Genomic DNA, 20,888 nt, shown 5'->3' with positions numbered 1-20,888 from the left:
ACGCGGTCTGTCACTTGCCTGCCCTGTCGCTTGCAGGTGATTACTTTAAGTATTCGGTGAAAGTTCCTGCAGAGTCGATTGCAGCGCACCAGGCGAATACCACGGCCGGGCCGATCATTGTACCGGGTCCTGGGTACATGCCGCGGAAAATGGAAGATGAATCGTTACCAACGGCATACAGCCCTGGTATGATTCTATCGTCGTGAGACATCACCCGAGCGCGAGCGTCCGTTCGCAAGCCGGCGCTGCTGGCGAGATCTGATGGCCATACGGCAACGGCATAATACGGACCTGGGCCGATCCGCCGGAGACAAGGGTTCGGCTTGTTGTCGGGATCGCCATTGAACCTATTCAATTCGCTGGTACCTCGGCCAAACTCCTCATCGATCCCCGCTTCGGCGTAGCGGTTGTATCGCTTCACGGTCGAAGCAAGCTGGTCGGCGTCAGTGCCGATCTGTTGAGCCAACTCTTCGATCGTCTGACCTTCAAGCAGATAACCGGCTTGCAGGTAGGAGGTCAGGCTTCTGGTTCCTGGGTGAACCAGCCCGATTCCAAAATCCCTGATGAAGGTTCTGTCGCAGATCAGGAAGGCCGGCGTCGCCGCAGCATTCGACGCCAGCATCGCGGCGACGAAGTCGTGGTAGGAATTAGCCTCGTTGACGAAGCGTCGCCCTGACCTGTTGACGGCGAGTAGTCCCGGCTTGGCACGATCGAGCAGGATATGGGGGAAGACTGAAAGGCGGCCGTCCGTCTGCCTCATGACAGAACTCGGCATCCACAGGGCCGGACTATCGAGGCCGCGCTCCAGGCCGGCGCCGATGCGCTCCCCGGCCAGGATGCCATCGCCAGTATTGCTCGATGGCGCGAGCGAGTAGCGGCGCGCCGCGTGCGGAAACAGCCGTTCGCGGAGCTCTCGGCTCCAGCCAATCCCTCCGGTTGCGAGCACCACGCCCTTGTGGGCGCGTATGGCCAGCTGTCCGTTTGGTGATGAGAGGACAGCCCCTACGATCGCACCGCGGTCGCTGATCAACTCGCTCAACCCCGTCTCAAAGCGAAGAGTGACATTGGCGCGCCGAATGCTGTCAAAAAGTCGAGCCACAAGCGCATTGCCCATAATCAGGCGTGTGCCGCGCCTGTAGTTGACACGATCCAGCGCATACCGGGTGAGCAGACCTGCGGCATGCCGAAAACTGGACCAGTCGCGGAAAGGCGCCAATAGCGGCGGAATGTCCGCCTTCCCAACCATCATCCCGCCGAGAACCATGAATTCGCGGCGTGGCGGTCTGATCCGGGCGAAGTCGTCTCCGAGCTCGCGTCCGTCAAACGGAACTGCTCCGAGTGCGCGGCCGGCGATCGCGGCGCCCGGAAGGTCTTTGTAGTCGGGATGGACTGGGGGCGCCGCGAACCGGACGCTCGTTTTCTGTTCGAGATAGTCGAGCACGATCGGACCCGCCTTGAGATACATGTCCAGGCGTTGGTCGGTCGCGTGCTCGCCGAGCATTGCAGCAAGATAGGTGCGGGCGCCCTCGGGCGTATCAGGCTTTCCGGTGAGCCGTCCTTGCCGAGTACCCGGGATCCAGACGGTGCCGGCGGAGGTTGCGGTCGTGCCGCCCACCATGTCCGACTTCTCGCAGAGGATAGCCTGAAGCCCTTCGAGGGCGGCCACAAGTGCGGCCGTCATGCCCGCCGCACCGGCGCCGATGACTAGGAGATCGGTCTCACCGTCCCAGGAGTGATTGGCTTGCACCATCCCAAGCCGCCTTCTTTCACGTCGCGCGCGCCCTCTCGACAATGACCTTGGCCGCTGCCAGCGCTCGGCGCGCCCGCGCTTCGGCGTCTATGGTCTTTGCCAATCGAACGGTCGGAACCTCGACACTGATCGTCAGACTGTCCGGCATCGCCTTAGTCAAGCTGACCAGATCGATGCCACCCTCGCCCGGAAACATGCGCTCCTCGCGCGCGGCATGGATGAGCTGTTCCGTGTTCAGCGGGCGCTCGGCCGGGCCGTCGCAGATCTGCCAATAATGAAGACGATCGGTGGGGATGGAGCGAAGGTCCGCAAGCGAGCTTCGCGATCGATCAAAATGCAGCGCGTCGACTAGAATGCCGGCCGCGGGATGAGCGAGGTCGCTGACGAGCCGCAGCGCTGTCCGCAGATCTGGAACGCTAGTCCATGGCATGAACTCGAGGTCGGACGTGAGGCCATACTCCGCTCCAGCTTCGCAAAACTGCCGGTAGCGTTCCTCGAACCTTGCCAGATCTGGATCATAGGATGCGACAAGGATGTGCTTGGCCCCGAGGCGGGCCCCGGCCTCGAAGAAGGGGGCGAAAAAGGCAATGTCGGTGTCCGGTCTGAACGCAACGACCTCGAGATCGGCGACGGTTATTCCCGTCGACTGCAACCGTTGCAAAGTTGCCCGTAGCAGCGGTGCATCGTCCATCAGGCGATATGCAACTCCGCCAGGCGTTGCGGGTAACAGCCTCAGTCCTACTTTGTCGTAGCCGCAACGGGCCGCGAGTTCAATCATCTCGGGAGGTGCCAGCTCGAGCACGGTCAGCGCAGCGAGAGAGAACATGGCCATTAGCCGAAATCCGCAATGCGGGCCTCGAGCGCAAACATTCCCAAATAGACTTCCGGCTCGCTGGCCCGGCCCATGACGTCAGGAGCTACCGTCCGCGCCTGCTGCAAAGCAGCCCGCAAGGAGGTAGCGTCGAGCGCCTCGATCACCAGAAGACCCGAGAAAAAGCCCTCATCCTTCCGCATGCCCTTTTCAATTGTCTGCACCGATGTCCGCGCCTGGTCGGTCGCGCCGATCTGGACGGCGGCGACCCCATCGCAGGCTACAAGCGCGTCGGCGAGGTTTTGCGGGCTGGCTGGCAGCTTTTCGATCCGCTGCGCCGTGATCGTGGCTCCCTCGCCCCGTCCTGCGCGCGCCACCATAACGCCGCCGCCGCGCATGAAATTGCCGAGCTTCGGCATGATGCGCTGTGACCACGGCGTCGGTGCGTTGAGGCGCGCCAGATAGGCCTCGCCGTCGAGCACTTCGGGTGCTTCCAGCTCATACAAAATGAAGAAGCGGTTGATGTCGTCCCTTGCCGCCCGGAACACACGCGATGCCAGGAATCCCCTCGTTGTCACGCGCTCGGTCGTGTGCTCACGCGTCAACCAGTGCCGGTAATTGGTCAGGTCGTGTGCCTCGACGTCGCTCCAGATGGCGAGAAATCCTCTGCCGCGCATCCCGCCCTCCATGCCTACGCTCTGCTGCCGGCCGCAAGCCCGTGCAGAGCCGACGGAATGGTACCAGGCAATTGCCCCAGCCGCTGCGCGGCGGCCAGGATCGCAGCAAGATAGCCATAAGGACCCAGGCCGCAAATGACCGCCGTGCAGGCACTCGAGGTGATGGAGTGGCGGTGCAGCTCGTCCCGCGCGTGAATGTTCGAGATATGCACCTCGATCTTCACGCCCTCGAAGATCTTCAGCGCATCGATCAGCGCGATCGAGGTAAATGAATAGGCCGCGGGATTTATGATGATGGCATCCGCGTTGCCATGGGCGGACTGGATCAGGCTGACGAGTTCGCCCTCTATGTTCGATTGATGGAACGACATCGAAACTCCGAGCTGATCGGCCAGCACCTGGCAGCTCGCCTCGATCTGCTCAAGCGTCGTCGAGCCGTAGATGTGAGGCTCGCGGATGCCGAGGAAATTGAGATTGGGTCCATTGAGAATCATGATTTGAGCGGCCATTTTGTCCCTCTTGTCCTTTGCCAACGCGCGACTAGCCGCCAAACCACTTTGCCGGGATCGTCACCAACCCCGGGAACAGCACCATCGCGAACAGGACGATGAGTTGCGCGATCATGAAGGGCCAGACACCCTTGATGATATCCTCCATGCTGATCCTGGAGACGCCGCAGACGACATTGAGCACGATGCCCACCGGGGGCGTGATCAAGCCGATGGCATTGTTGATGATGAAGAGCACGCCGAAATAGACGGGGTCGATGCCCGCCGCCTTGACGATCGGCATCAGGATCGGTGTGAGAATGAGGATCGTCGGCGTCATGTCGAGCGCCGTCCCCACGATGACAACCACGACCATGATCGCGAGCATCAGCAGCGTCTTGTCGCCCATGAAAGGCTTCAACAGGGTCACGACCTGTGCGGATATCTCCGACACGGTGATGAGCCAGGACGATACCAGCGCCGCAGCAACCAGGAACATGACGATGCTCGTCGTCACGGCAGAGGAGACGAAGATCGCGTAGAGTTGCGACAGTTTCAGCTCGCGGTAGACGCAGGTCGCCACGAACAGGGAGTAGACGGCGACGACCACCGCGGCTTCCGTGGGCGTGAAGATGCCGAAACGCAGGCCGACCACGATGATGACCGGCAGCATCAGCGCCCAGAAGCCGTCGACGACGGCCTTGACGATCTCCGACCACGAGGCCCGTGGCGGCGGCGAAAGGTTCTCTTTCCGCACCACCCACGCCCAGGCCAGACAAAGCCCTGCGCCGAGCAGCAGCCCCGGCACGATGCCAGCCAGAAACAGTTTCGAGATAGATACGCCCGCGGCGACGCCGAAGATGACGAAGCCGATGCTGGGAGGGATGACGGGAGCAATGATGCCGCCCGCCGCCACGAGGCCCGCCGCATAGGACTTCTTGTGCCCCGCCGCCACCATCATGGGCACCAGAAGGGCCGCGAGCGCCGCTGCATCGGCAGCCGCCGAGCCAGACAGCGACGCGAGGATGCAGGACGCAAGGATCGTGACATAGCCGAGCCCGCCACGGAAATGCCCCACCGCGACCAGCGCGACGTTGACGATACGCTTGGCCAGCCCTCCCTTGTTCATGATCTCGCCTGCGAGCATGAAGAAGGGAATCGCCATCAGCGGAAAGCTGTCGGCCCCGTTGATGACGTTCTGCGCCACGATCTGGGCATCGAACATGCCGATCGTGCTCATCAGGGCCACGCCGCAGACGATGAGCGCGAAGGCGATCGGCATGCCCAGAGCCATGGCGCCCAGCAGCGAGAATGTGAAGACGGCGATCGTCATGACTCGATCCCGGTGGACTGCTGGAGGTGGATGCTGCCTGGCGCGGTTCGATGAGACATCAGTGCTCTTCCGATTCCTTGACGGCCACCATGTCGGATTCGCTCGCCTGTCCCGTAAGCACGCGGAGGAGGTCGTAGAGAAGGATGACTGCGGCCGACACGCCGAAGATCACGCCAACCCCGTAAAAGATCGCCATCGAGAGACCAGTCGCCGGCGCGCGATCGTCGATGTTAATGATGGTCTGGCGCCAGCTTCCCGACAGCAACAGCCAGTCGGCGAAGAGCATCAGGCAATAGTTGATGACGAAGCATATGCGCTTGCCAGAAGCCGGCAGCATCCGGACGAGGCTATCGACGCCAAGATGAGCGTGTTCGCGAAGCGCGACGATTGCGCCGAGGAAGGTCAACCAGACCAGCAACCAGCGCGACAACTCTTCGGAAATCGTGATTCCGGAGTTGAAGCCGTAACGCAGAACGACATTGCCGAAGACCAGGACCACCATGACCGCGAGGCACGCGGCAATGACGGCCTTCAGGAACGTGCAATAGAGGTCGAGAACTCGCGCCATGCGTGACGTCCGGGCATCTGAGGGCGGAGCCGGCCACTGGCCGGCTCGGCCTGCGTTATAAAAGAAGTCGACTACTTCACGTCCTTGCGGATGCGCTCGACTTCTTCGTTGAAGAGCTTCACCGTCTCGGGACGAAGGTTGGCCGACGTCTTGTCCGCGACCGGCTGCGCCGCCTTCCGCATGCGCTCCGTTTCTTCGGGAGCGATCGCGTTGTACTGCATGCCCTTGGCCTGCAGCTCCGCCAGAGCCTTGTCGGTCTGAAGGCGGGTCTGCTCCTTCTGATAGCCGCGGCTTTCTTCATAAGCTTCACGCATCAGGCCCTGCTCGGTCGGCGACAGCTTGTCCCAGAAGATCTTACTCACCAGGATGATGTTCAGAGTAAAGGTGTGATTTGTGGCGGAAACGTATTTCTGCACTTCGTAGAATTTGTTCGAGAGAATGACCGTGTATGGATTCTCCTGGCCGTCGACGGTGCGGGTCTCGAGCGCCGAATACAGCTCACCGAAAGCCATCGGGACCGGATTTGCCTTAAAGGCACTGAAGCTTTCGAGATAGACCGGATTCGGAATCACACGAAGCTTGAGGCCGCTGAAGTCCTCAAGCTTGGTGATCGGGCGAGTGCTGTTCGTGACGTTGCGGAAGCCCAGGCCCCAATATCCGAGGCCAATCAGCCCCTTCGACGGCAGCGCATCCATCATCGCCTTGCCGAATTTGCCGGTCGCGAGAGCATCGGCCTGCTCGGTCGTGTTGAACAGGAACGGGAAATCGATCAGGCCGAACTCTGGAATGACGGTCGCGAGCGACGTCGTCGAGGCCGACAGCATCTCCTGCGTGCCGCCCCGTAGCGCCGATTGCTGTTGCAATTCGTTGCCGAGCTGCGAAGCGGCGAACTCGCGCACCTTCATCTTGCCCCCGCTTTTGGCCAGCAGGATCTCAGCGAACTTTTGCACGCCAAAGCTGACGGGATGATCGGTGTTGTTGAGGTGCCCCCACCTGATCGTCCGATCCTGGATGTCGTCGGCGGCGGACGCCCCGACCGTCAGCGCTACGCAGATCGCCGTCGCAGACAGCGCCCGTACCAACAAGCTCATCGTTTCCTCCCTGGTTTGACCGGGCGCGACCGGCGACTTCGGCGCTCGTTTCGTGCCTTTAGCTGTTTTTAGACATCATACATCGATTTGGATGTCAAATGATAGATCAAAGTTCATATGAGATAGCTGAGAACGTCAGAGGTGATTGCGGTCCTATAATCCTTGCGGTAAAGATGGTTCGGCTCGCCTCCCGGTGGAGCATGATCGGTCAAGCGAGATCAGAGGCAATGACGGCACTTGAGGAACGGCCCTTATCAGCGGGCGACAGCGGCTATCAGCGCATTCGGTCCGACATCATTTTCGGCGTGCTCAGGCCCGCGGGCCGTCTCAAGCTCGATGCGGTCAAGGAGGACTACGGCGTCAGCATCTCGACGCTGCGTGAGATTCTCAATCGCCTAGCGTCGGAAGGTTTTGTGGTCGCCGAAGGCCAGCGTGGCTTTGAGGTGGCGCCTATCTCGATCCAGAACCTGCGCGAGCTTGCCGATCTGCGGATCCTGCTTGAGCATCACGCTATGGCGGAGTCGTTTCGGGCCGGGGACGTCGAGTGGGAGGGCCGCGTGGTGTCAGCGCATCACAAGCTGTCAGCCACCGAGCGCACTGTCCTTAAGGACGGCGACGATCCCGAGTTGCGCAAGCGCTACGACGGCGAATTCCATCAAGCGCTGATCTCCAGCTGCGGGTCGCGCGAGCTTATGCATACTCACGCGATCGTGTTCGACAAATATTTCCGCTATGCGCTGCGCTATCGCGGCAGGGAGACGATCAACCAGCACAAGGCGCTGCTTGAATGCGCCCTGAAGCGGGACATCAAGAGCGCTAAGGCCGTCCTCAGCGAGCACATCAATGGCTGTGTCGCGCATGCGCTGTCCTCCTGGAAGGACAGCTGACTTTTGGGTCTGCCCCGGGATCAAATCGTCGATGCAGAAGAACGATCAATGAGCGCGACAATCCCGTTCTCCACGGTCAAGCTGGATGGCCTGCTCGACGACTTCAACATCGACATCTTGATTGTCACCTCGAAGCACAACATCCAGTACCTTCTCGGCGGGTACTATCACTTCCAATTCGATTACATGGAGGCGATCGGCATCAGCCGATATCTCCCCATCTTCGTCTACGTGAAGGGCGCGCTCGACAAGTCGGTCTACATCGCCAATCGGAACGAGGGGGACAGCATCCAGAACAGGACGATCGACGGATGCTGGTTGCCGGCGGTCGTGTTTGGATCGTCAACCTCGGTCGAGGCTATGACGCTCGCGCTCAAACACATCAAGACGATGGCGACGCCTGCGCTTCGTATCGGCGTTGAGGCGTCGTTCCTACCGCTGGACGCAGCCGACGTGCTGCGCACGGAGCTCCCGCATTGTCAGCTCGTCGAGGCCATGCGGCCGCTGGAGAAACTACGATCGATCAAAACCGCGGGCGAGCTGGAGATCCTCCGCGAAGCGTCCGAGCGGGTGGTCGCCTCCATGATGGAGGCAGCCAGTCAAACCGGCCTCGGGCAGAGCAAGCGCGAGATCATAGATCGTCTGCGGCAAGCCGAATTGTCCCGTGACATGACCTTCGAATACGCCCTGGTGACGATGGGAACGAGCCTCAATCGGGCTCCCTCGCACCAACGTCTCAAGCCCGGCGATATCATCTCGCTGGATTCGGGCGGCAACTACCGAGGTTACATCGGCGATCTTTGCCGAATGGCGGTGCACGGGACGCCGGACAGCGAGCTTGTCGATCTGCTCGCTGAAATCGACCTGATCCAACAGGCCGCGCGCGCCCCAATTCGCGCGGGCCTGATGGGTAGCGAGATTTACGCCGCCGCCACGGAAGCGCTGGCGCGGTCGCCTCACGGCAAGCAGCTGCAGTTCGTGGCCCATGGCATGGGCATCGTCAGCCACGAAGCGCCACGGCTTATGGCGACCGGCCCCATTCCCTATCCCGCCGACGACGCCCATGTACCTCTCGAAGCTGGGATGGTCATTTCGATCGAGACCACGCTGCCGCATTCGCGGCGTGGCTTCATCAAGCTCGAAGATACCATCGCCGTGACCGCGACCGGCTTTCAAGCCTTCGGGGATGACGCGCGCGACTGGTATCGGATTTCGGCATGAGCGCCAATTTGATTCCCGCGTCCAGAGTCGAGACTGCCGTTGCCAGCGCAGACATCCTTGGCGAGACGCCCCTGTGGTGCGATCGTTCCCGCAAGCTGTGGTGGATCGACATCGATAGAAGGCTGCACCAATCGTTCGATGCGTCGACGGGTGCCTACCAGACATCCTCCTACGATTGCCAATTCCTGGGCAGCCAGGCTTTGACGGCGGACGGCGCGCACCTGCTTGCGCAGGATCTGCGTCTGTTTCGCCAAGGTGCCGACGGCGCGCCGATAGCCCAAGTGTGCGAAGTCGAAGGCGGGCTTGACAACAGGCTGAATGACGGCCGCGTTGACGCGCGTGGCAGATTGTGGATCGGCACCATGGACAATCAGCTACACCGTCCGAACGGCTCGCTCTACTGTGTGACGGGAAACGGCGAGGTGACGCGGTCTTTCGGCGACGTGATCGTGACCAACGGGATCGCATTCTCGCCTGACAATCGCACGCTTTATTTCACAGACACGCGGCGCTACCGTACTTGGATGTTCGACTTCGATCTCGACGACGGCGTAATCCGCAACCGGCGCCTGTTTGCGGATTACAGTTCCTCGCAGCAGCGGCCAGATGGTGCGTGCGTAGATGTCGACGGAGGGATTTGGACGGCGTTCTTTTCGGGCGGACGGGTGGCGCGTTATAGGCCGAACGGCGAGATTGACACGGTCATTGACTTACCGGTGACGAATCCGACCTGCGTGTGTTTTGGAGGCAGCGATCTCAAAACGCTGTTCATCACATCGGCGAGGAAGTTTCTAGATCCGCATCAATTGTGGGCAGAACCTCGGGCGGGACATCTTCTTGCGGTCCACGGCATTGCCGAGGGGCTTTTTGAACATCGTTTCGTGTCCAGCTCCCGCTGAAATTGCATGTTCGCTACTGCCCATGGCTGACTTCGGCTTCGCGTGCGTTCCAAACCTCGTTCCTTGCGCTCGGAGTCGTGATGCATGTTTTTCAACGTCGTCAACACCAAGCCTGAAAGTTGCGGCAATACATGTGTCCGGTTGTGGCCCTCAGCTGACCAATCGCGGCATGGTGCGCGATGGCAGCATTTGACCTGGAGCGGAAGCCCGTGGGTCCTGGCCGGTAGTCATGATTGCCAATGTAGGCTGGATAGGAGCGGTTCAGTTGCGAAACCGCCGCCGCTTACCCACCCAGAATCTATTTAAATATGTGATTTAATTAGTTTGAAAATGTGATTTAATTTTAACAACGAAACGTTGTAAGTCATTGGGACGCATCTCCGCGGCAACCTGCAAACCACGAGGGAGGGGTCACATGGCTGTTCTCTTTGGCGACACAAGTGGATCACTCACGGGACGACAGCATGGCGCAGCGCAAACACTGGTTGGTTCCGATCCGACAAACACACTGTTCGGGGATGCTGGCGTGGACTTGCTCGGCCGCGCGATCGGCGGCAACGACACGTTGCTGACGTCCGGCTCTGGAAGCCTATTCGGTGATGCGGGCGGAAACATTTCTCATCATGCCCGGGGTGGCAGCGACACGTTGTCCGCTCAATTACCGGCGTCCGCTATAATTCCTGGCGAGACTTTCAGCCTGGATATGTACGGTGACGCTGGAGGCAATATCTCGGACTGGGCCATTGCGGGCAATGACATGTTCAATCTCGAGTTGCCCCTGGCCTTTACGCCCGGAGCGAGGGTGAATGCCTATGGCGACGCTGGCGAGATATTGTCCGGTCAGTCCAAGGGTGGTGACGACAACTTCGGTGTCACCGCTGGCGGACATCAAACAATTACCGTGTATGGAGACGCGGGTGGAAACCTGATCAATTGCGCGGTCGGCGGTAATGACACATTCGTTGGTCACATCGGACCGGATGGCAGTTTTGTGTTCTATGGCGACGCTGGCGGAGGCTTGCTCGGGCATACCCGCGGCGGCAATGACAGCTTCACTGCGAGCGGATCCGAGTACAACAACTATCTCTATGGTGACGCCGGAGGCGACATGGCCGGTCATGCGGCCGGCGGCAACGATAGTTTCGCTGTGAGCGGGATTAATCCGTTCAATTTCGTCTTTGGCGATGCCGGTGCAAATATGTCCGCTTCTGCCGCCGGCGGAAACGACAGGTTCGACGACTCTAGCGATGCAACACTCGCCGACCGAAATGTCTTTTCCGGCGATGCTGGCGGAAACCTGTCCGGCTCTGCCCACGGAGGGGACGACACGTTCAACAAGACCGGCTTAGGGGGAAGTACGTTCTATGGCGACGCCGCGGGCGACATGTCTGGTCGTGCCAACGGCGGCAATGACACATTCCAGGCCTCAGGCACGCAAAACCAGAATCTCTTCTACGGCGATGCTGGCGGCAATATGGGCGATCAGGCCGTTGGCGGCGACGACAGCTATCTCGGCGGCAACGTATTTTCCCAGCTCATCAATCAAGCATATGGCGATGCGTCGACTATGTCGGGCCGCGCGCTTGGCGGCAATGACACCTTGGTCGGCGGCAATGATCCGTATCCGCGTGCCGCGGACAGCTACGAGACCATTCTCGTCGGCGACGCCCAATCCATGTCCGACTACGCGCGCGGCGGCAACGACAAGCTGGTTAGCGGCACGGGAAACGATAACATCTGGGGCGATGCCCAGATGATGCTCGGCTTTGCCCAAGGAGGGAACGACACGTTCGTGTTCGATTTCGATAACGGGCACGATAAAGTCGAGGACTTCGGACAGGGACTCACGAATCGGGGCGCCGATCACATCGACGTCTCTGCGCTCGGTATCGAGGACTTCAGCGATCTGAGCATCTCACCGTTCGATCCTGTCACGCACGAGAGCACGGTCACGTTCAGTCCGGGCAACGACGTGGTTGTGCTCAGCGAGCAAACGCTCAGGCCTGAAGATTTCATTTTCGCGCCTTCTCAGTACGATCTGTTGACCTGAGCCGATACTAACACTGCCCGCATACCGCACATGCGTTCTAAACCTCGTTCCTTGCGCTCGGACCGTCTCGTCGTGATGCATGCTTTTTCAACGTGGTCAACACCAAGCCTGAAAGTTGCGGCAATACATGAGTCCGGTTGTGGCCCATCTGCGAAGTTGCGCCTCGGCGGTCGGAAGTCCGCTCGTTGAGGCAGAGCGGACCAGATTTGCTCAGTTCGAGGTCTTCGCATTTTGACCCGCACCGGACCTCGTCAAAATTTCAATGCCCGCGGCGGCGGGTCTCCGATACGACATGGGATATAGTTACATTTCATAATTGAGCTGCTTAACTCTCTAATCGACTAGTAAATATTTCAAACAAATCACAGGAAGCCGCAATGTCCTCTCCAGAAGAAGACGATCGGCGCGAGTTTTTAAGATCCTGCGGCAGGTTCGCCTCCGTAACACCTCCGAAGATCACAGCCTTGCTTTCGACCTCACTTACTAGTAGCGCAATTACCACCACCGAAGGCTGGGGTCGTGTATGCCTAATAACCGGCGAACTTGCTTCGGCAGGACGATCCGATCAATGCATTGCTGAAGCAAAGCGATACCGCGACAACGCTGCCGAGGCAGAACAACTGGCTGAACTCGCGGTGACGGCGGCCCGTCGCCAAACACTGACCATCATCGCTCGCACTTATCTCCGGGCGGCGGCGCAGCTGGAGAGCATCGCGGAGCGATTGCTTGAAGCGATTGCAGAAGTAAAGTCAGGTAGCTGACGATAGCTGCGGGCGCATCTGCGAAGTTGCGTCGCGTCTGTCGAAGGTCCGCTCGGCGCGGCAGCTAGGCGCTGCCAGTCCGAATACCATGGTCGCCTTCGCCGCCAAGGCCGGATCGACGGCTTCGGACGGCGATTCCAGTAACAGCCGGTTCGCGGCTGCACTTGTTGAGCAGACTCTAGCAGTCCGTGACAATCACGCCGCGGCTTCTATCGATGCTGCAACGCTAAAAGACGCTCTGCAGTGACGCTCTATGCGGCAGCCCGGTGGTGTGTGCGGCGAGAGAGTGTGCGTGACTACCTCCCCGCAGAAGCCAGCTGGCCTTGTCGTTGGTAAGGCGGAGGAGGTCGGGCATGCCGCGATCAAGGACGCATAAGTACCTACATCCCCACGGCCCGTCCCAAGGGCACCTTGGGCGGTTGCTAAAGTCTATATGACGGCGGCTTGCTCATTATCTCGAAGTGGTTACAATACAACCAATGTTAGAGTTTGGTTCTTGGATCTACCCATTGGCAAACAAGCATTGAAGAGATTGTTTCGGCTTATGTACGTCTGAAGAACCGGCAAGCGTTGGAGAATATGCGAGACCTTCGCCGCCAATTGCTCGAACAGCTACAGTCCACATCAAGCGTTAATCCGGCTGACTCTCGGGATGCATTACTTGATGACCTCCGAGTGATCGAGGATGGACTCAAGCAGCTTCAGCTAGGGCAGTGACACGGACTCTCCATTCACCGGTTTCAACGGGTGCCGGATATGACTTAGGTGTGCAAATTTTCAAAGATCCCGTTCCGGCCCTAAAGCGGACGCATCGGATCTGCTGCACAGCACGGAAGCTGAGGTCGTGAACAGAAGCACCCACGTAGATCTGCGAGGGCTGCGAGCCAGGAACGACCATTCATCGTGGGGTCGTCTCAACGACCGGGCCCGGGGCATGCTCATGGATTGGGCTCGCTGCCCACAACTCGCTTGCAACGGTCAGCGGCGAGATCTGCATGTTTCGACTACCACGCTTTTTCGTTTCCGTGCCGGTGCAGCTGTTGATGATGCGAGCGGCACAAGGGCACCGTAAATTCGTCACTGACCTTACGGCCGATAGAACTCGGTTGCGCGAATTTGAGATGGTGGGGATCGCAGGGCGTCTGCTTGCAGACAAGGCAGGGAGGGCTGCGCTTGCCAACGAGCGTTACTTGTGACCCTGAGGCGGACTTCGGCAGCCTCAAGTAAAAGGGGCTCGCTAAAAATCTCCACTGTCCGACGCAAGGTGCTAATCTCAGGCTCAATAGCGTGGCCATTAGAGGGGGCACATGCGACGACGGGACTTCCTGGGGCTCGGCGTTCTTGGCGCAGCCGGATCGACACTGTTTGGTCCGGGCTCCAGCGCGCAGCCTGTGCGAAAACGACCGGTCATCGCATGGGCAGGAGCTCCACCTCCGGGGATGAAGTTGCCCCAATTCATGGTGGAATTGGTGTTCGGCAATTTCGTCAAGGGGCTTTCTGACTTCGGCTACGAGCTAGGTCGTAACATCGATATCATTCGGCGAACGGACGTTTTCCCGGACCGGGTACCATCGATTGAGGAGATGGTGGCTCTGCTCAAGCCCGATGTCATCGCTGCGCCTGCAACACTGGAAGCCGTCGCTGCCCGAAAGGCAACATCGACAATACCGATTGTCTGCCCCGCGCTTGCCGATGCGGTCCATCTCGGCTTGATTGCCAGCGAAGCTCGCCCGGGAGGAAATGTAACTGGCATTGCGCCATACATCGCGGGTTTGCCGACCAAGCAAATTGAACTCGCGCGAGAAATCGTGCCAAAAGCAAGTCGGGTGGGACTGCTGACCAACATGAACGATCCCAAGGGTCCGCCTCAAGTCGGGGATTTGAGGGCAGCTTGTGTTGCTTTGAGCCTCAGCGTCGTCGAGGCCGATGCCAGTACGGCGCAGGACGTTCCAAAGGCGCTCACTGCGCTGGCGAGCGAAGGAGTCGATGTCGCGGTCGTCCTTCAGACCAATCTTCTGCTCAACATGAGCGAACAGATCGGCGCTATCGCCCTTGAAAAATGGCTGCCAACGGTCTTCGGCTATCGCGAGCACGTCATCCACGGCGGCCTTGTGAGCTATGGCGTTGACTTGCGCTGGTGTTATCGTCGCGCCGGCTATTTTGTGGACAAGATACGTAGGGGGGCTCAACCCGGCGATCTTCCCATCGAATTTCCAAGCAAGCTTTGGTTGGCAGTCAACCTCAAGACGGCAAAGGCTCTCGACGTGGCTATGCCGGCAGGGCTCCTCGCCCGCGCCGACGAAGTGATCGAGTGAGGAAGGCATACTTCCTGCTCACGGCCCCTGAGCGAACATACACCAGTCGAATTCCCACGGCTGGCGGCAGAAGACCGGACATTGCCACGTCCACCGCTGCTCTCCCGGCCTCACTCGTAAGCTCAACTTACGAGCTGTCTCGGGAATACCATCACGATGTTGATCTCCCGCTCCAACATCTTTGAGGCAATGATCGATATGTGCAACGCGAATTCGTCCTCGATCTTCGCGGCGGTGTCCTCATCCTTAGCGTAGACGAACGGGATGTCCCCATCGACTTTATCGAACCGCACGCCTGCGAAGAGACGGTCGAACGTCCTTGCGCCGACGATGAGCGCCATGCGGGCTTGAATTGCTTGGTCGTGGATATCGGAAGTTGCATACGTCGAATATCGGGCCGAAGCACACCGTGACAAGTGTTCAGAACTTGTGCTGGGGCTCGATCTTCCTTCGGAGCCGCCATCACCGCGCATCACCGGGCGGCGGCCGTTTGCAGCGTCTTCGCTCATCCCATGGCGCTCGCATCCATATTTGCGCCCGTTAAGGAACTCGTTACTAGTCGCTGTCACCATTTGCTGTATTAGGTCGCCACAGGCGGCCAGCGCAATTCCGAGAACCCAGTTTAATACTTCGACCGCCCTGTTGGCGGTCTCTTGAAGGAGAGGCCCAATGTTTAAGGGCTTCACGGTGGCAGTTGTGGCGCTGATTAGCACAGCGCAGCTGGACCGATATCTAACTAACGGTCGGTACACCGACGCGGCCGCGGATATGCTGCGGCAAATCAGGCACGCGTTTGGGTTTTAGATAACTCCTTTTAGCGCGGAGGCGCGTGATGGACATTTCATGGGCCGATCTCGATAGCGATCAAAAACGCGCCATTGCGATATTGGGAGCCGGACTTTCCATCGAACTCTGCGACCCTCTTGCCCTTCTGACGTTAAGCCGGCTCGGCCTGATCATAGGGTCCCATTTGACGGCTGCCGGCCACAATCTGCGAAGGGATGCCGTTGTGAAGAGTGTCGCGGGCTGATGGTTGCGGGTGACTAGGACTGGGGTCGGTGATGCCAAAGGCGATCGAGCTTATTGTGGACGGTTACGTTCGCCTCAATGACAGGATAGCTCTCGATGATTTGCGCATACAGCGCCGGAAGCTGGCCGTGGACCTGAAGGCACGCACCGGCTTTGACTGCCGGACAACCATTCAGCAGATCGAGGAAGATATCATCGTGATCGAGGCTGGGCTGGCGCAGCTGGATGATGCGGCGAAACCTAACCGCCCACAGAGCCTTTAGCGCTCGACCTAGATCATCCGCTCCTTGGTGATGCGCAAACTGCGAAGGTAATAGCCCTGTCTTTGAACGGCTGACTTGATCTCGCTGCTGACTTTGAGAACTCGTTTTCTGCTCTTGCGCCACTTATTCTGAGAGCAAACAATGGGTATTGCAGAGCCTGCGCTTAGAACCAGAAAGTCGCGCCTCTCATTGCGATAAACATCAAACACTTTCCGTCCCCGCTATTCGAATGAAAAGTAAGCTATGAAAGTATGGTTCGGCCCGTCTCCATTGACGAGCTTAGTATCTTGAATGCTTATTTGGGTGGTAAATCTGCAACGCCCGCGACTTTGCTTCGCCGCGTTCCGCAACTAATGCAAAGCCCAGACCGTCGTCTAACTGGAGGCGCGCGCCTTAGCGCAGGGAGTAAGAACCTACCGAATTCCGCCACAACTGAATGCAAATGCACGCATGCTCAAAGCCACCCGATGCGATCACTGCAAAGAGGAGTTCGCGCTAGAAGAGCTGACCGTTCTTGCGCCACCGGCGGGGGACGGCATGAGGCGTCGAACAATGATCCAGACAATCTCGCGTGGCTGTGCAATCACCATCGTTGGTCTTTTTTCGCTTGCTGCGCTGAAGGCGCAACCTGCTCACTGGGCAGGAAGTGAAAGGAAAACGCACCAACGCCTACATGAAAGACGCCGGGAAGAAGGCTGCGGTCACACGTGCAGCAAACGCCGCAGCAAAACTACGAAGCGAAGCGGCTCGAAAAGCCGTTGCCACACTACGAGCTAATGCGTTGAGGGCTGGAAATGGTCAGGCTGCTAAAACGTAGTACTAGCCGGCTGACCAAAGGCGTCTCACTGTTGCATCGGCTGATCGCGAAACAATCCCCCGTGCTCTTAATGCTGCAAAGCCCCTCGGGCCAGCCTTGGCCCCTAGGGGCTGGAGGGGACAGTGCGGGGCCAAGGCGGTCCGACGGCTGGCGCTGAGGAGCGCCATGCAATTGGAGGCTAGTCCCAGTCGGCGATACCGCTGTGTTCACTTGTGACCGGGAACAGATATTTGTAATGTTCCAACCAGGAACTTGGCGACTGCTATGAAAGACAGGCAGGTCCAGTCCGAGAAGCTTCGCCGAGACGCCGCTGAGTGCGCCCTTATTCGCAACCTGGCGACTGATCTCAAAAAGCGCGAGTTGTTGCCAGATGGGCTGAACACCTTGACGTGTCGCATCGGCAGTGGAGCAAGTTATTGCCCACAGCGGTGATACCGACATCATGGACCGGTGAAAGGCTGCCCTTGGCTAGTTCGAATTGCGATGTTCGGCTCAGTTCCGAAAGCTACATCGCAGTCCTGTGAGCGAAGGGCAGCCACGGGCCCATCCGTACATGAGGGATTGCGAAGAATCCGGTCTCACACGGGTTCGGCGCCGTTCAAAGTGCGATCCGACTGAAATTGTCCTTGAGCGTAAATCTGAATAGGGGCACGTGCTCCATGACCAAAGCTATTCTTCAACGCGGCCGGCGCAGCGGTCCACTGAGGAGGCGCTGATTCCTGATTTCGCGAAGGAGCAGCATGCGCTTGGTTTGTGCTGCGTTGAGCAGCCCCTCGAACAAGACCAGGACCTCGCGCGCCTGAACGTAGACTTCGGTGGTGATGGCGTGTTGGTCAAAGCCATAGGCCGCGAGCCGCGCCTCGATCTCGGACGCAGCGACGGGATCCATCCGCCAGCTCAGTGCATTTTGTAGCGTGTAGGTCTCGGCCTCCGCTTCGAACTCGGGATCAATTCCAACCATGTCGATGCGCCGCAGCGCCGCCTCAACCGCCTTGTGGCGATAGGCCTCGAGCAATTGATGCCGCAACATGCGGTAGCGCTGGATGTCCCAGGACAGCTCGGCGACGTCAATGGCGAGCAGCCACTCGATGGCAGACCGCGGCGCGAGGTCGGCAAAGATCGCCTGCCGGAGCGCCTGGTAGTGTTCGAGCTGTTCGCCCGGCAGCAGCAGGGGCGGGGGCGCCAAGGACTCAAACTCGGCCGGCAACGCCGTTATGGCTAGCGCGCGCCCGGTTGGGAACAGGCCGTTCATCGGGCGGCCTCCGACCCAAAGCTGATAGCCACAGGCGCGGCGGCGACGTTGGCAGGATCGTGGACGGGGCTCGCCGCCCACAGCTCCTGTGCCACCGGCAACGGCGCGATCTGCAGGTTCGCCCACCACGCCCGTTCGTTGCCGTGCTGATGCAGCTCCTGGTGATGCGCGCGGCACAGGGGGACAGTGAACTCATCGCTGACCTTACGGCCGAGCGCCCGGGCTTGAGCGAATTTCAGATGATGCGCATCGCACGGGGTTTGCCGGCACACCAGGCAGGGCTGCCCCCTAACAAACAACAGGTGCGCCTTGCTGCGTTTGCGCGGCGGCTCCTTGGGATAGGCGAGCCCGGCCTCGGGGAGCGCGGGTTGCAGCGCGGCCTCGGCGTCAGCAGCAGGCGCTGCGGGCAGGTTTGGCATGCCAGCCAAGTCGGCCGCTTGCTCCGCCTGAGCACGGCCAGCGTCCTCAAGCTTGGCCTGATAAGCTGCCTCGACGCGCCGGGCATCCGGCTCCTGCAGGCTGTTCTTGAGCGGGAGGCTCGCCATGGCCCAGCTGAGCAGATCGGTGCTGGCGGGCAGCGCTTCGAGCTGGCGCAACAGCTGCTCCCGGAGTGCGGCGGACTCGCCCGACCGCAGCACCGGGGCACGGTTGAGAGCGCCCTTGCCGGGCGAGGCCTTGAGGTTCGGCGGTGCGGGGGAACCCGCGGCCGTATCGGGGGCGTCTAGATCATCCTCGCCGGCAATCCCGACCAGCGCGAACAGGGCGTAGCGTCGCGCGTAGGTGAGCGCCGCGCCCATCCGATGCGGGGCCTCGACGTCCCGTGCGGCGCAGACCGGCCAGTCCGAGGAGATCCATTCGCCGGAGGAATGGGCGAGCAGGGTGGTGAGATGGATGTGGCCGGAGGTTGCCTCGACCCGGGTGGTCTGGATGGCGGCGATCTCCTGCTGGCTCAGCGTCTTGCGCACGATGTCGAGGCCGCTCGCCAGCGAGGCGTAGCGAAAGGTGCGGTCGTCATCGCGCAGGAACGGCGAGCGGATCTGAGCGGTCAGGGTCTTTTCCGGGTTGGTCAGTTCGGCTTGGGCGCGGGCCAGCGCCGCCGCGATCGCCCCGATATGCTCACTGGCCTGGTGCATGGACGGCCTCCATCTCCACCGGATCAAAGCTGATGGCCCCGGCCTTGGAGCGCTTGGCGCGAATGCCGTGGCCGAACGCTTCCTTCGCATCCTCAGGCAGCAGCTTCTTGAGCTCGCTCTTGGCCAGTTCGTGCTCGCCATGGGCCTCGCGGGTGCGCAAATAGGTCGCCGCGCATGCGGCCCAGAGATTGGAGGCGGTCATGTCGACCACCTTGACGGCGGCGAGCCGCGGCCGCGGGGTGTCGATGCCAAACAGCAGCGGGGGCTCGCCGCTCTGCACGCAGCGCCAGAACTTCTTTTCCGCGGTCAGCAGCAGGTGCTGGTAGAGCGGGTCGGCATGGACGGTGATCTCGACCCATTTGCCGCCGCCGGTGATGATCGAGAGCACGGCCGCGCGCGCCGCGACCACCCACATGTTGTGCTGCAGCTGCGCCATGTGCTTGTCGGCCGCCGCCTCCTCGGTAAAGGCCCAGGGCAGCATGAACTTGGCCTCGAACACCGCGCCGGTCGGCGCGACGATGCCGTCCAGCGTGGCCGCCATCCAGGCATGGACGGGGTGCCGCACCCGCTTCTGGATGTCGGTGATGACGTACCCGGTGGCGTCCTGGTACCAGCTGCGGTTGAGGTCTTCGGTGGCGATGCCAAGCTGAACGATCAGGTTGCGGGACAAATCTTGCGGCGCGCTCTCGCCGCGTTTTTCCTGCCACAGGCGCAGCAGCTCGTCCTGATCATCGCCCATGATGATGCGGGCGTCCGAGCCGCCGATGAAGGCGCGGCGGTCGTGGCGGTTGAATGTGATGACGGAACGGGGCGCCGCGGCGCCGTCGGTTGCAATCGTGGTCACCGGTCTCTCCTGGGTTACGCGGCTTGCCGCCGCACCACCAAAAGCCCCGCCACTGCGAGGGGAGAGACCGGGGCCAAGAGCCCCCGGCCGGTCTTGTGATTAACGCTCCTTTTGCGCGGGAATGCCAGTCCTTTCTGCAGCGAATTTGCTGTTCTTTTGGCCTTAAAACCCTTTATCTTTCAATGCGTTGGAGCGACCTTTCCAATGGCTATGATCAGCCAAAACCGAGGACCTGGGACATGGCGTCAGTTCGACAAATCGAAGCCAATCGCCGCAATGCCACACGCAGCACCGGACCGAAATCGGCGGGTGGAAAGACAAGGTCCAGTCAAAATGCGGTGCGCCATGGCTTGGCGCGGAGCGCGATCGGCGATCCGGCGGAGACCGCGAATTTTGCAGTCGCGATTGCTTCTGGGCTCGGGCATGGGGTCACCCCGGCCTCGGCGCTGGCGCTGGCGCGGTCCAAGCTCGCGCTGCTGCGGCTCCGCCGTTTGCGGCAGGACATGTTGGCCGGGCTTTTGGCCGACCCCATTCCGGCAGGCCTCAAACGCCTCAAAGCGCTTGAGCGCTATGAGCGGTACGCTTTGGCGCAACAGCGGCGGGCGCTTCGCTCGCTAGGCACCACGGAAGGTTGACGCGCGAGCACTTGGCTTCGTTCTGGAAATTGACCGCATTGGTCCACAGCTGCGGCGAAGCTCC

Annotated in this window: 21 protein-coding genes; 9 read left to right on the top strand and 12 right to left on the bottom strand. The window is 60.3% G+C overall.

The annotated features are described in order from the left end of the window. Positions 1–40: 40 nt before the first annotated feature. The 7 genes from XH81_RS29595 to XH81_RS29565 all read right to left on the bottom strand — a co-directional run bounded on the left by XH81_RS29595 (position 41) and on the right by XH81_RS29565 (position 6,718). Entirely contained in the window at positions 41–1,750 is a 1,710-nt protein-coding gene (locus XH81_RS29595; RefSeq protein WP_271596470.1) for an FAD-dependent oxidoreductase, read from the bottom strand. Between the two features lie 16 nt (positions 1,751–1,766). Beyond that, entirely contained in the window at positions 1,767–2,582 is an 816-nt protein-coding gene (locus XH81_RS29590; protein ID WP_028142361.1) for a sugar phosphate isomerase/epimerase family protein, read from the bottom strand. After that, positions 2,582–3,250 (bottom strand): hypothetical protein, encoded by a 669-nt coding sequence (locus XH81_RS29585; RefSeq protein ID WP_240536517.1) that lies wholly within the window; start codon positions 3,248–3,250, stop codon positions 2,582–2,584. Before XH81_RS29585 ends, XH81_RS29590 begins: the two co-directional genes overlap by 1 nt. Positions 3,251–3,252: 2 nt before the next feature. Next, positions 3,253–3,747, bottom strand: a complete 495-nt coding sequence (locus tag XH81_RS29580; RefSeq protein ID WP_028142363.1) for a type II 3-dehydroquinate dehydratase — start codon at positions 3,745–3,747, stop codon at positions 3,253–3,255. 31 nt (positions 3,748–3,778) lie between these two features. After that, positions 3,779–5,059, bottom strand: a complete 1,281-nt coding sequence (locus tag XH81_RS29575; protein WP_028142364.1) for a TRAP transporter large permease — start codon at positions 5,057–5,059, stop codon at positions 3,779–3,781. A gap of 58 nt (positions 5,060–5,117) precedes the next feature. Continuing rightward, the gene (locus tag XH81_RS29570; RefSeq protein WP_028142365.1) at positions 5,118–5,627 is read right to left on the bottom strand and encodes a TRAP transporter small permease; all 510 of its coding nucleotides are present in this window, start codon (positions 5,625–5,627) and stop codon (positions 5,118–5,120) included. 71 nt (positions 5,628–5,698) lie between these two features. Next, a complete protein-coding gene (locus XH81_RS29565) occupies positions 5,699–6,718 on the bottom strand; it encodes a TRAP transporter substrate-binding protein (protein WP_028142366.1) in 1,020 nt (339 codons plus the stop codon). Positions 6,719–6,945: 227 nt separating this feature from the next. On the opposite strand from XH81_RS29565, the gene XH81_RS29560 reads away from it, so the two are divergent. The 5 genes from XH81_RS29560 to XH81_RS29540 all read left to right on the top strand — a co-directional run bounded on the left by XH81_RS29560 (position 6,946) and on the right by XH81_RS29540 (position 12,536). After that, positions 6,946–7,605 (top strand): GntR family transcriptional regulator, encoded by a 660-nt coding sequence (locus XH81_RS29560; RefSeq protein WP_028142367.1) that lies wholly within the window; start codon positions 6,946–6,948, stop codon positions 7,603–7,605. A gap of 48 nt (positions 7,606–7,653) precedes the next feature. After that, a complete protein-coding gene (locus tag XH81_RS29555; RefSeq protein ID WP_028142368.1) occupies positions 7,654–8,826 on the top strand; it encodes a M24 family metallopeptidase in 1,173 nt (390 codons plus the stop codon). Beyond that, positions 8,823–9,725, top strand: a complete 903-nt coding sequence (locus XH81_RS29550; RefSeq protein WP_028142369.1) for an SMP-30/gluconolactonase/LRE family protein — start codon at positions 8,823–8,825, stop codon at positions 9,723–9,725. The genes XH81_RS29555 and XH81_RS29550 overlap by 4 nt, the downstream gene beginning before the upstream one ends. Before the next feature lie 415 nt (positions 9,726–10,140). Continuing rightward, positions 10,141–11,775, top strand: coding sequence for a calcium-binding protein (locus tag XH81_RS29545; protein ID WP_212429275.1), 1,635 nt, complete (start codon positions 10,141–10,143; stop codon positions 11,773–11,775). A 377-nt stretch (positions 11,776–12,152) separates the two neighbouring features. Continuing rightward, on the top strand, positions 12,153–12,536 hold the full coding sequence (locus tag XH81_RS29540; RefSeq protein ID WP_152103421.1) for a hypothetical protein: 384 nt from the start codon (positions 12,153–12,155) through the stop codon (positions 12,534–12,536). A gap of 1,004 nt (positions 12,537–13,540) precedes the next feature. On the opposite strand, the gene XH81_RS38755 is transcribed toward XH81_RS29540, so the two are convergent. Then, the gene (locus tag XH81_RS38755) at positions 13,541–13,831 is read right to left on the bottom strand and encodes a DUF968 domain-containing protein (RefSeq protein WP_081494361.1); all 291 of its coding nucleotides are present in this window, start codon (positions 13,829–13,831) and stop codon (positions 13,541–13,543) included. A 12-nt stretch (positions 13,832–13,843) separates the two neighbouring features. Here XH81_RS38755 and XH81_RS29530 point away from each other — a divergent pair, with 12 nt between their 5' ends. Next, positions 13,844–14,851 (top strand): ABC transporter substrate-binding protein, encoded by a 1,008-nt coding sequence (locus tag XH81_RS29530; RefSeq protein ID WP_081494362.1) that lies wholly within the window; start codon positions 13,844–13,846, stop codon positions 14,849–14,851. A 122-nt stretch (positions 14,852–14,973) separates the two neighbouring features. Here the strand turns inward: XH81_RS29530 and XH81_RS29525 are convergent, their stop codons facing one another. Then, the gene (locus XH81_RS29525) at positions 14,974–15,360 is read right to left on the bottom strand and encodes a hypothetical protein (RefSeq protein WP_271596469.1); all 387 of its coding nucleotides are present in this window, start codon (positions 15,358–15,360) and stop codon (positions 14,974–14,976) included. Between the two features lie 323 nt (positions 15,361–15,683). Here XH81_RS29525 and XH81_RS29520 point away from each other — a divergent pair, with 323 nt between their 5' ends. Both XH81_RS29520 and XH81_RS29515 read left to right on the top strand, forming a co-directional pair. Continuing rightward, positions 15,684–15,881: a hypothetical protein gene (locus XH81_RS29520; RefSeq protein ID WP_028144297.1), complete on the top strand. Its 198-nt coding sequence runs from the start codon at positions 15,684–15,686 to the stop codon at positions 15,879–15,881. A gap of 31 nt (positions 15,882–15,912) precedes the next feature. Next, positions 15,913–16,143: a hypothetical protein gene (locus XH81_RS29515; protein WP_028144296.1), complete on the top strand. Its 231-nt coding sequence runs from the start codon at positions 15,913–15,915 to the stop codon at positions 16,141–16,143. Between the two features lie 1,493 nt (positions 16,144–17,636). Here XH81_RS29515 and XH81_RS29505 read toward each other — a convergent pair. The 3 genes from XH81_RS29505 to XH81_RS29495 are packed head-to-tail and all read right to left on the bottom strand — an operon-like array spanning position 17,637 to position 20,180. After that, positions 17,637–18,212 carry a hypothetical protein gene (locus XH81_RS29505; RefSeq protein WP_212429273.1) on the bottom strand — a complete coding sequence of 192 codons (576 nt, stop codon included), beginning with the start codon at positions 18,210–18,212 and terminating at the stop codon, positions 17,637–17,639. Next, positions 18,209–19,345: an ERF family protein gene (locus XH81_RS29500; protein ID WP_271596468.1), complete on the bottom strand. Its 1,137-nt coding sequence runs from the start codon at positions 19,343–19,345 to the stop codon at positions 18,209–18,211. Before XH81_RS29500 ends, XH81_RS29505 begins: the two co-directional genes overlap by 4 nt. After that, entirely contained in the window at positions 19,329–20,180 is an 852-nt protein-coding gene (locus XH81_RS29495; RefSeq protein ID WP_442868208.1) for a YqaJ viral recombinase family protein, read from the bottom strand. Before XH81_RS29495 ends, XH81_RS29500 begins: the two co-directional genes overlap by 17 nt. Before the next feature lie 104 nt (positions 20,181–20,284). Between XH81_RS29495 and XH81_RS29490 the strand changes: the two genes are divergently transcribed. Beyond that, complete coding sequence (locus XH81_RS29490; protein WP_271596466.1) at positions 20,285–20,824, top strand: hypothetical protein; 540 nt, start codon at positions 20,285–20,287, stop codon at positions 20,822–20,824. The last annotated feature ends 64 nt before the right edge of the window (positions 20,825–20,888 follow it).

Source organism: Bradyrhizobium sp. CCBAU 25360, assembly GCF_028128695.1.
Lineage (GTDB): Bacteria > Pseudomonadota > Alphaproteobacteria > Rhizobiales > Xanthobacteraceae > Bradyrhizobium > Bradyrhizobium ottawaense.
This window is presented reverse-complemented; position numbering and strand designations above follow the sequence as displayed.

Coding starts and splice junctions, on each gene's coding strand:
- XH81_RS29595 (WP_271596470.1), bottom strand. CDS start 1,750: ATGGTGCAAGCCAATCACTCCTGGGACGGTGAGACCGATCTCCTAGTC.
- XH81_RS29590 (WP_028142361.1), bottom strand. CDS start 2,582: ATGGCCATGTTCTCTCTCGCTGCGCTGACCGTGCTCGAGCTGGCACCT.
- XH81_RS29585 (WP_240536517.1), bottom strand. CDS start 3,250: ATGGAGGGCGGGATGCGCGGCAGAGGATTTCTCGCCATCTGGAGCGAC.
- XH81_RS29580 (WP_028142363.1), bottom strand. CDS start 3,747: ATGGCCGCTCAAATCATGATTCTCAATGGACCCAATCTCAATTTCCTC.
- XH81_RS29575 (WP_028142364.1), bottom strand. CDS start 5,059: ATGACGATCGCCGTCTTCACATTCTCGCTGCTGGGCGCCATGGCTCTG.
- XH81_RS29570 (WP_028142365.1), bottom strand. CDS start 5,627: ATGGCGCGAGTTCTCGACCTCTATTGCACGTTCCTGAAGGCCGTCATT.
- XH81_RS29565 (WP_028142366.1), bottom strand. CDS start 6,718: ATGAGCTTGTTGGTACGGGCGCTGTCTGCGACGGCGATCTGCGTAGCG.
- XH81_RS29560 (WP_028142367.1), top strand. CDS start 6,946: ATGACGGCACTTGAGGAACGGCCCTTATCAGCGGGCGACAGCGGCTAT.
- XH81_RS29555 (WP_028142368.1), top strand. CDS start 7,654: ATGAGCGCGACAATCCCGTTCTCCACGGTCAAGCTGGATGGCCTGCTC.
- XH81_RS29550 (WP_028142369.1), top strand. CDS start 8,823: ATGAGCGCCAATTTGATTCCCGCGTCCAGAGTCGAGACTGCCGTTGCC.
- XH81_RS29545 (WP_212429275.1), top strand. CDS start 10,141: ATGGCTGTTCTCTTTGGCGACACAAGTGGATCACTCACGGGACGACAG.
- XH81_RS29540 (WP_152103421.1), top strand. CDS start 12,153: ATGTCCTCTCCAGAAGAAGACGATCGGCGCGAGTTTTTAAGATCCTGC.
- XH81_RS38755 (WP_081494361.1), bottom strand. CDS start 13,831: ATGGCCACGCTATTGAGCCTGAGATTAGCACCTTGCGTCGGACAGTGG.
- XH81_RS29530 (WP_081494362.1), top strand. CDS start 13,844: ATGCGACGACGGGACTTCCTGGGGCTCGGCGTTCTTGGCGCAGCCGGA.
- XH81_RS29525 (WP_271596469.1), bottom strand. CDS start 15,360: ATGAGCGAAGACGCTGCAAACGGCCGCCGCCCGGTGATGCGCGGTGAT.
- XH81_RS29520 (WP_028144297.1), top strand. CDS start 15,684: ATGGACATTTCATGGGCCGATCTCGATAGCGATCAAAAACGCGCCATT.
- XH81_RS29515 (WP_028144296.1), top strand. CDS start 15,913: ATGCCAAAGGCGATCGAGCTTATTGTGGACGGTTACGTTCGCCTCAAT.
- XH81_RS29505 (WP_212429273.1), bottom strand. CDS start 18,212: ATGAACGGCCTGTTCCCAACCGGGCGCGCGCTAGCCATAACGGCGTTG.
- XH81_RS29500 (WP_271596468.1), bottom strand. CDS start 19,345: ATGCACCAGGCCAGTGAGCATATCGGGGCGATCGCGGCGGCGCTGGCC.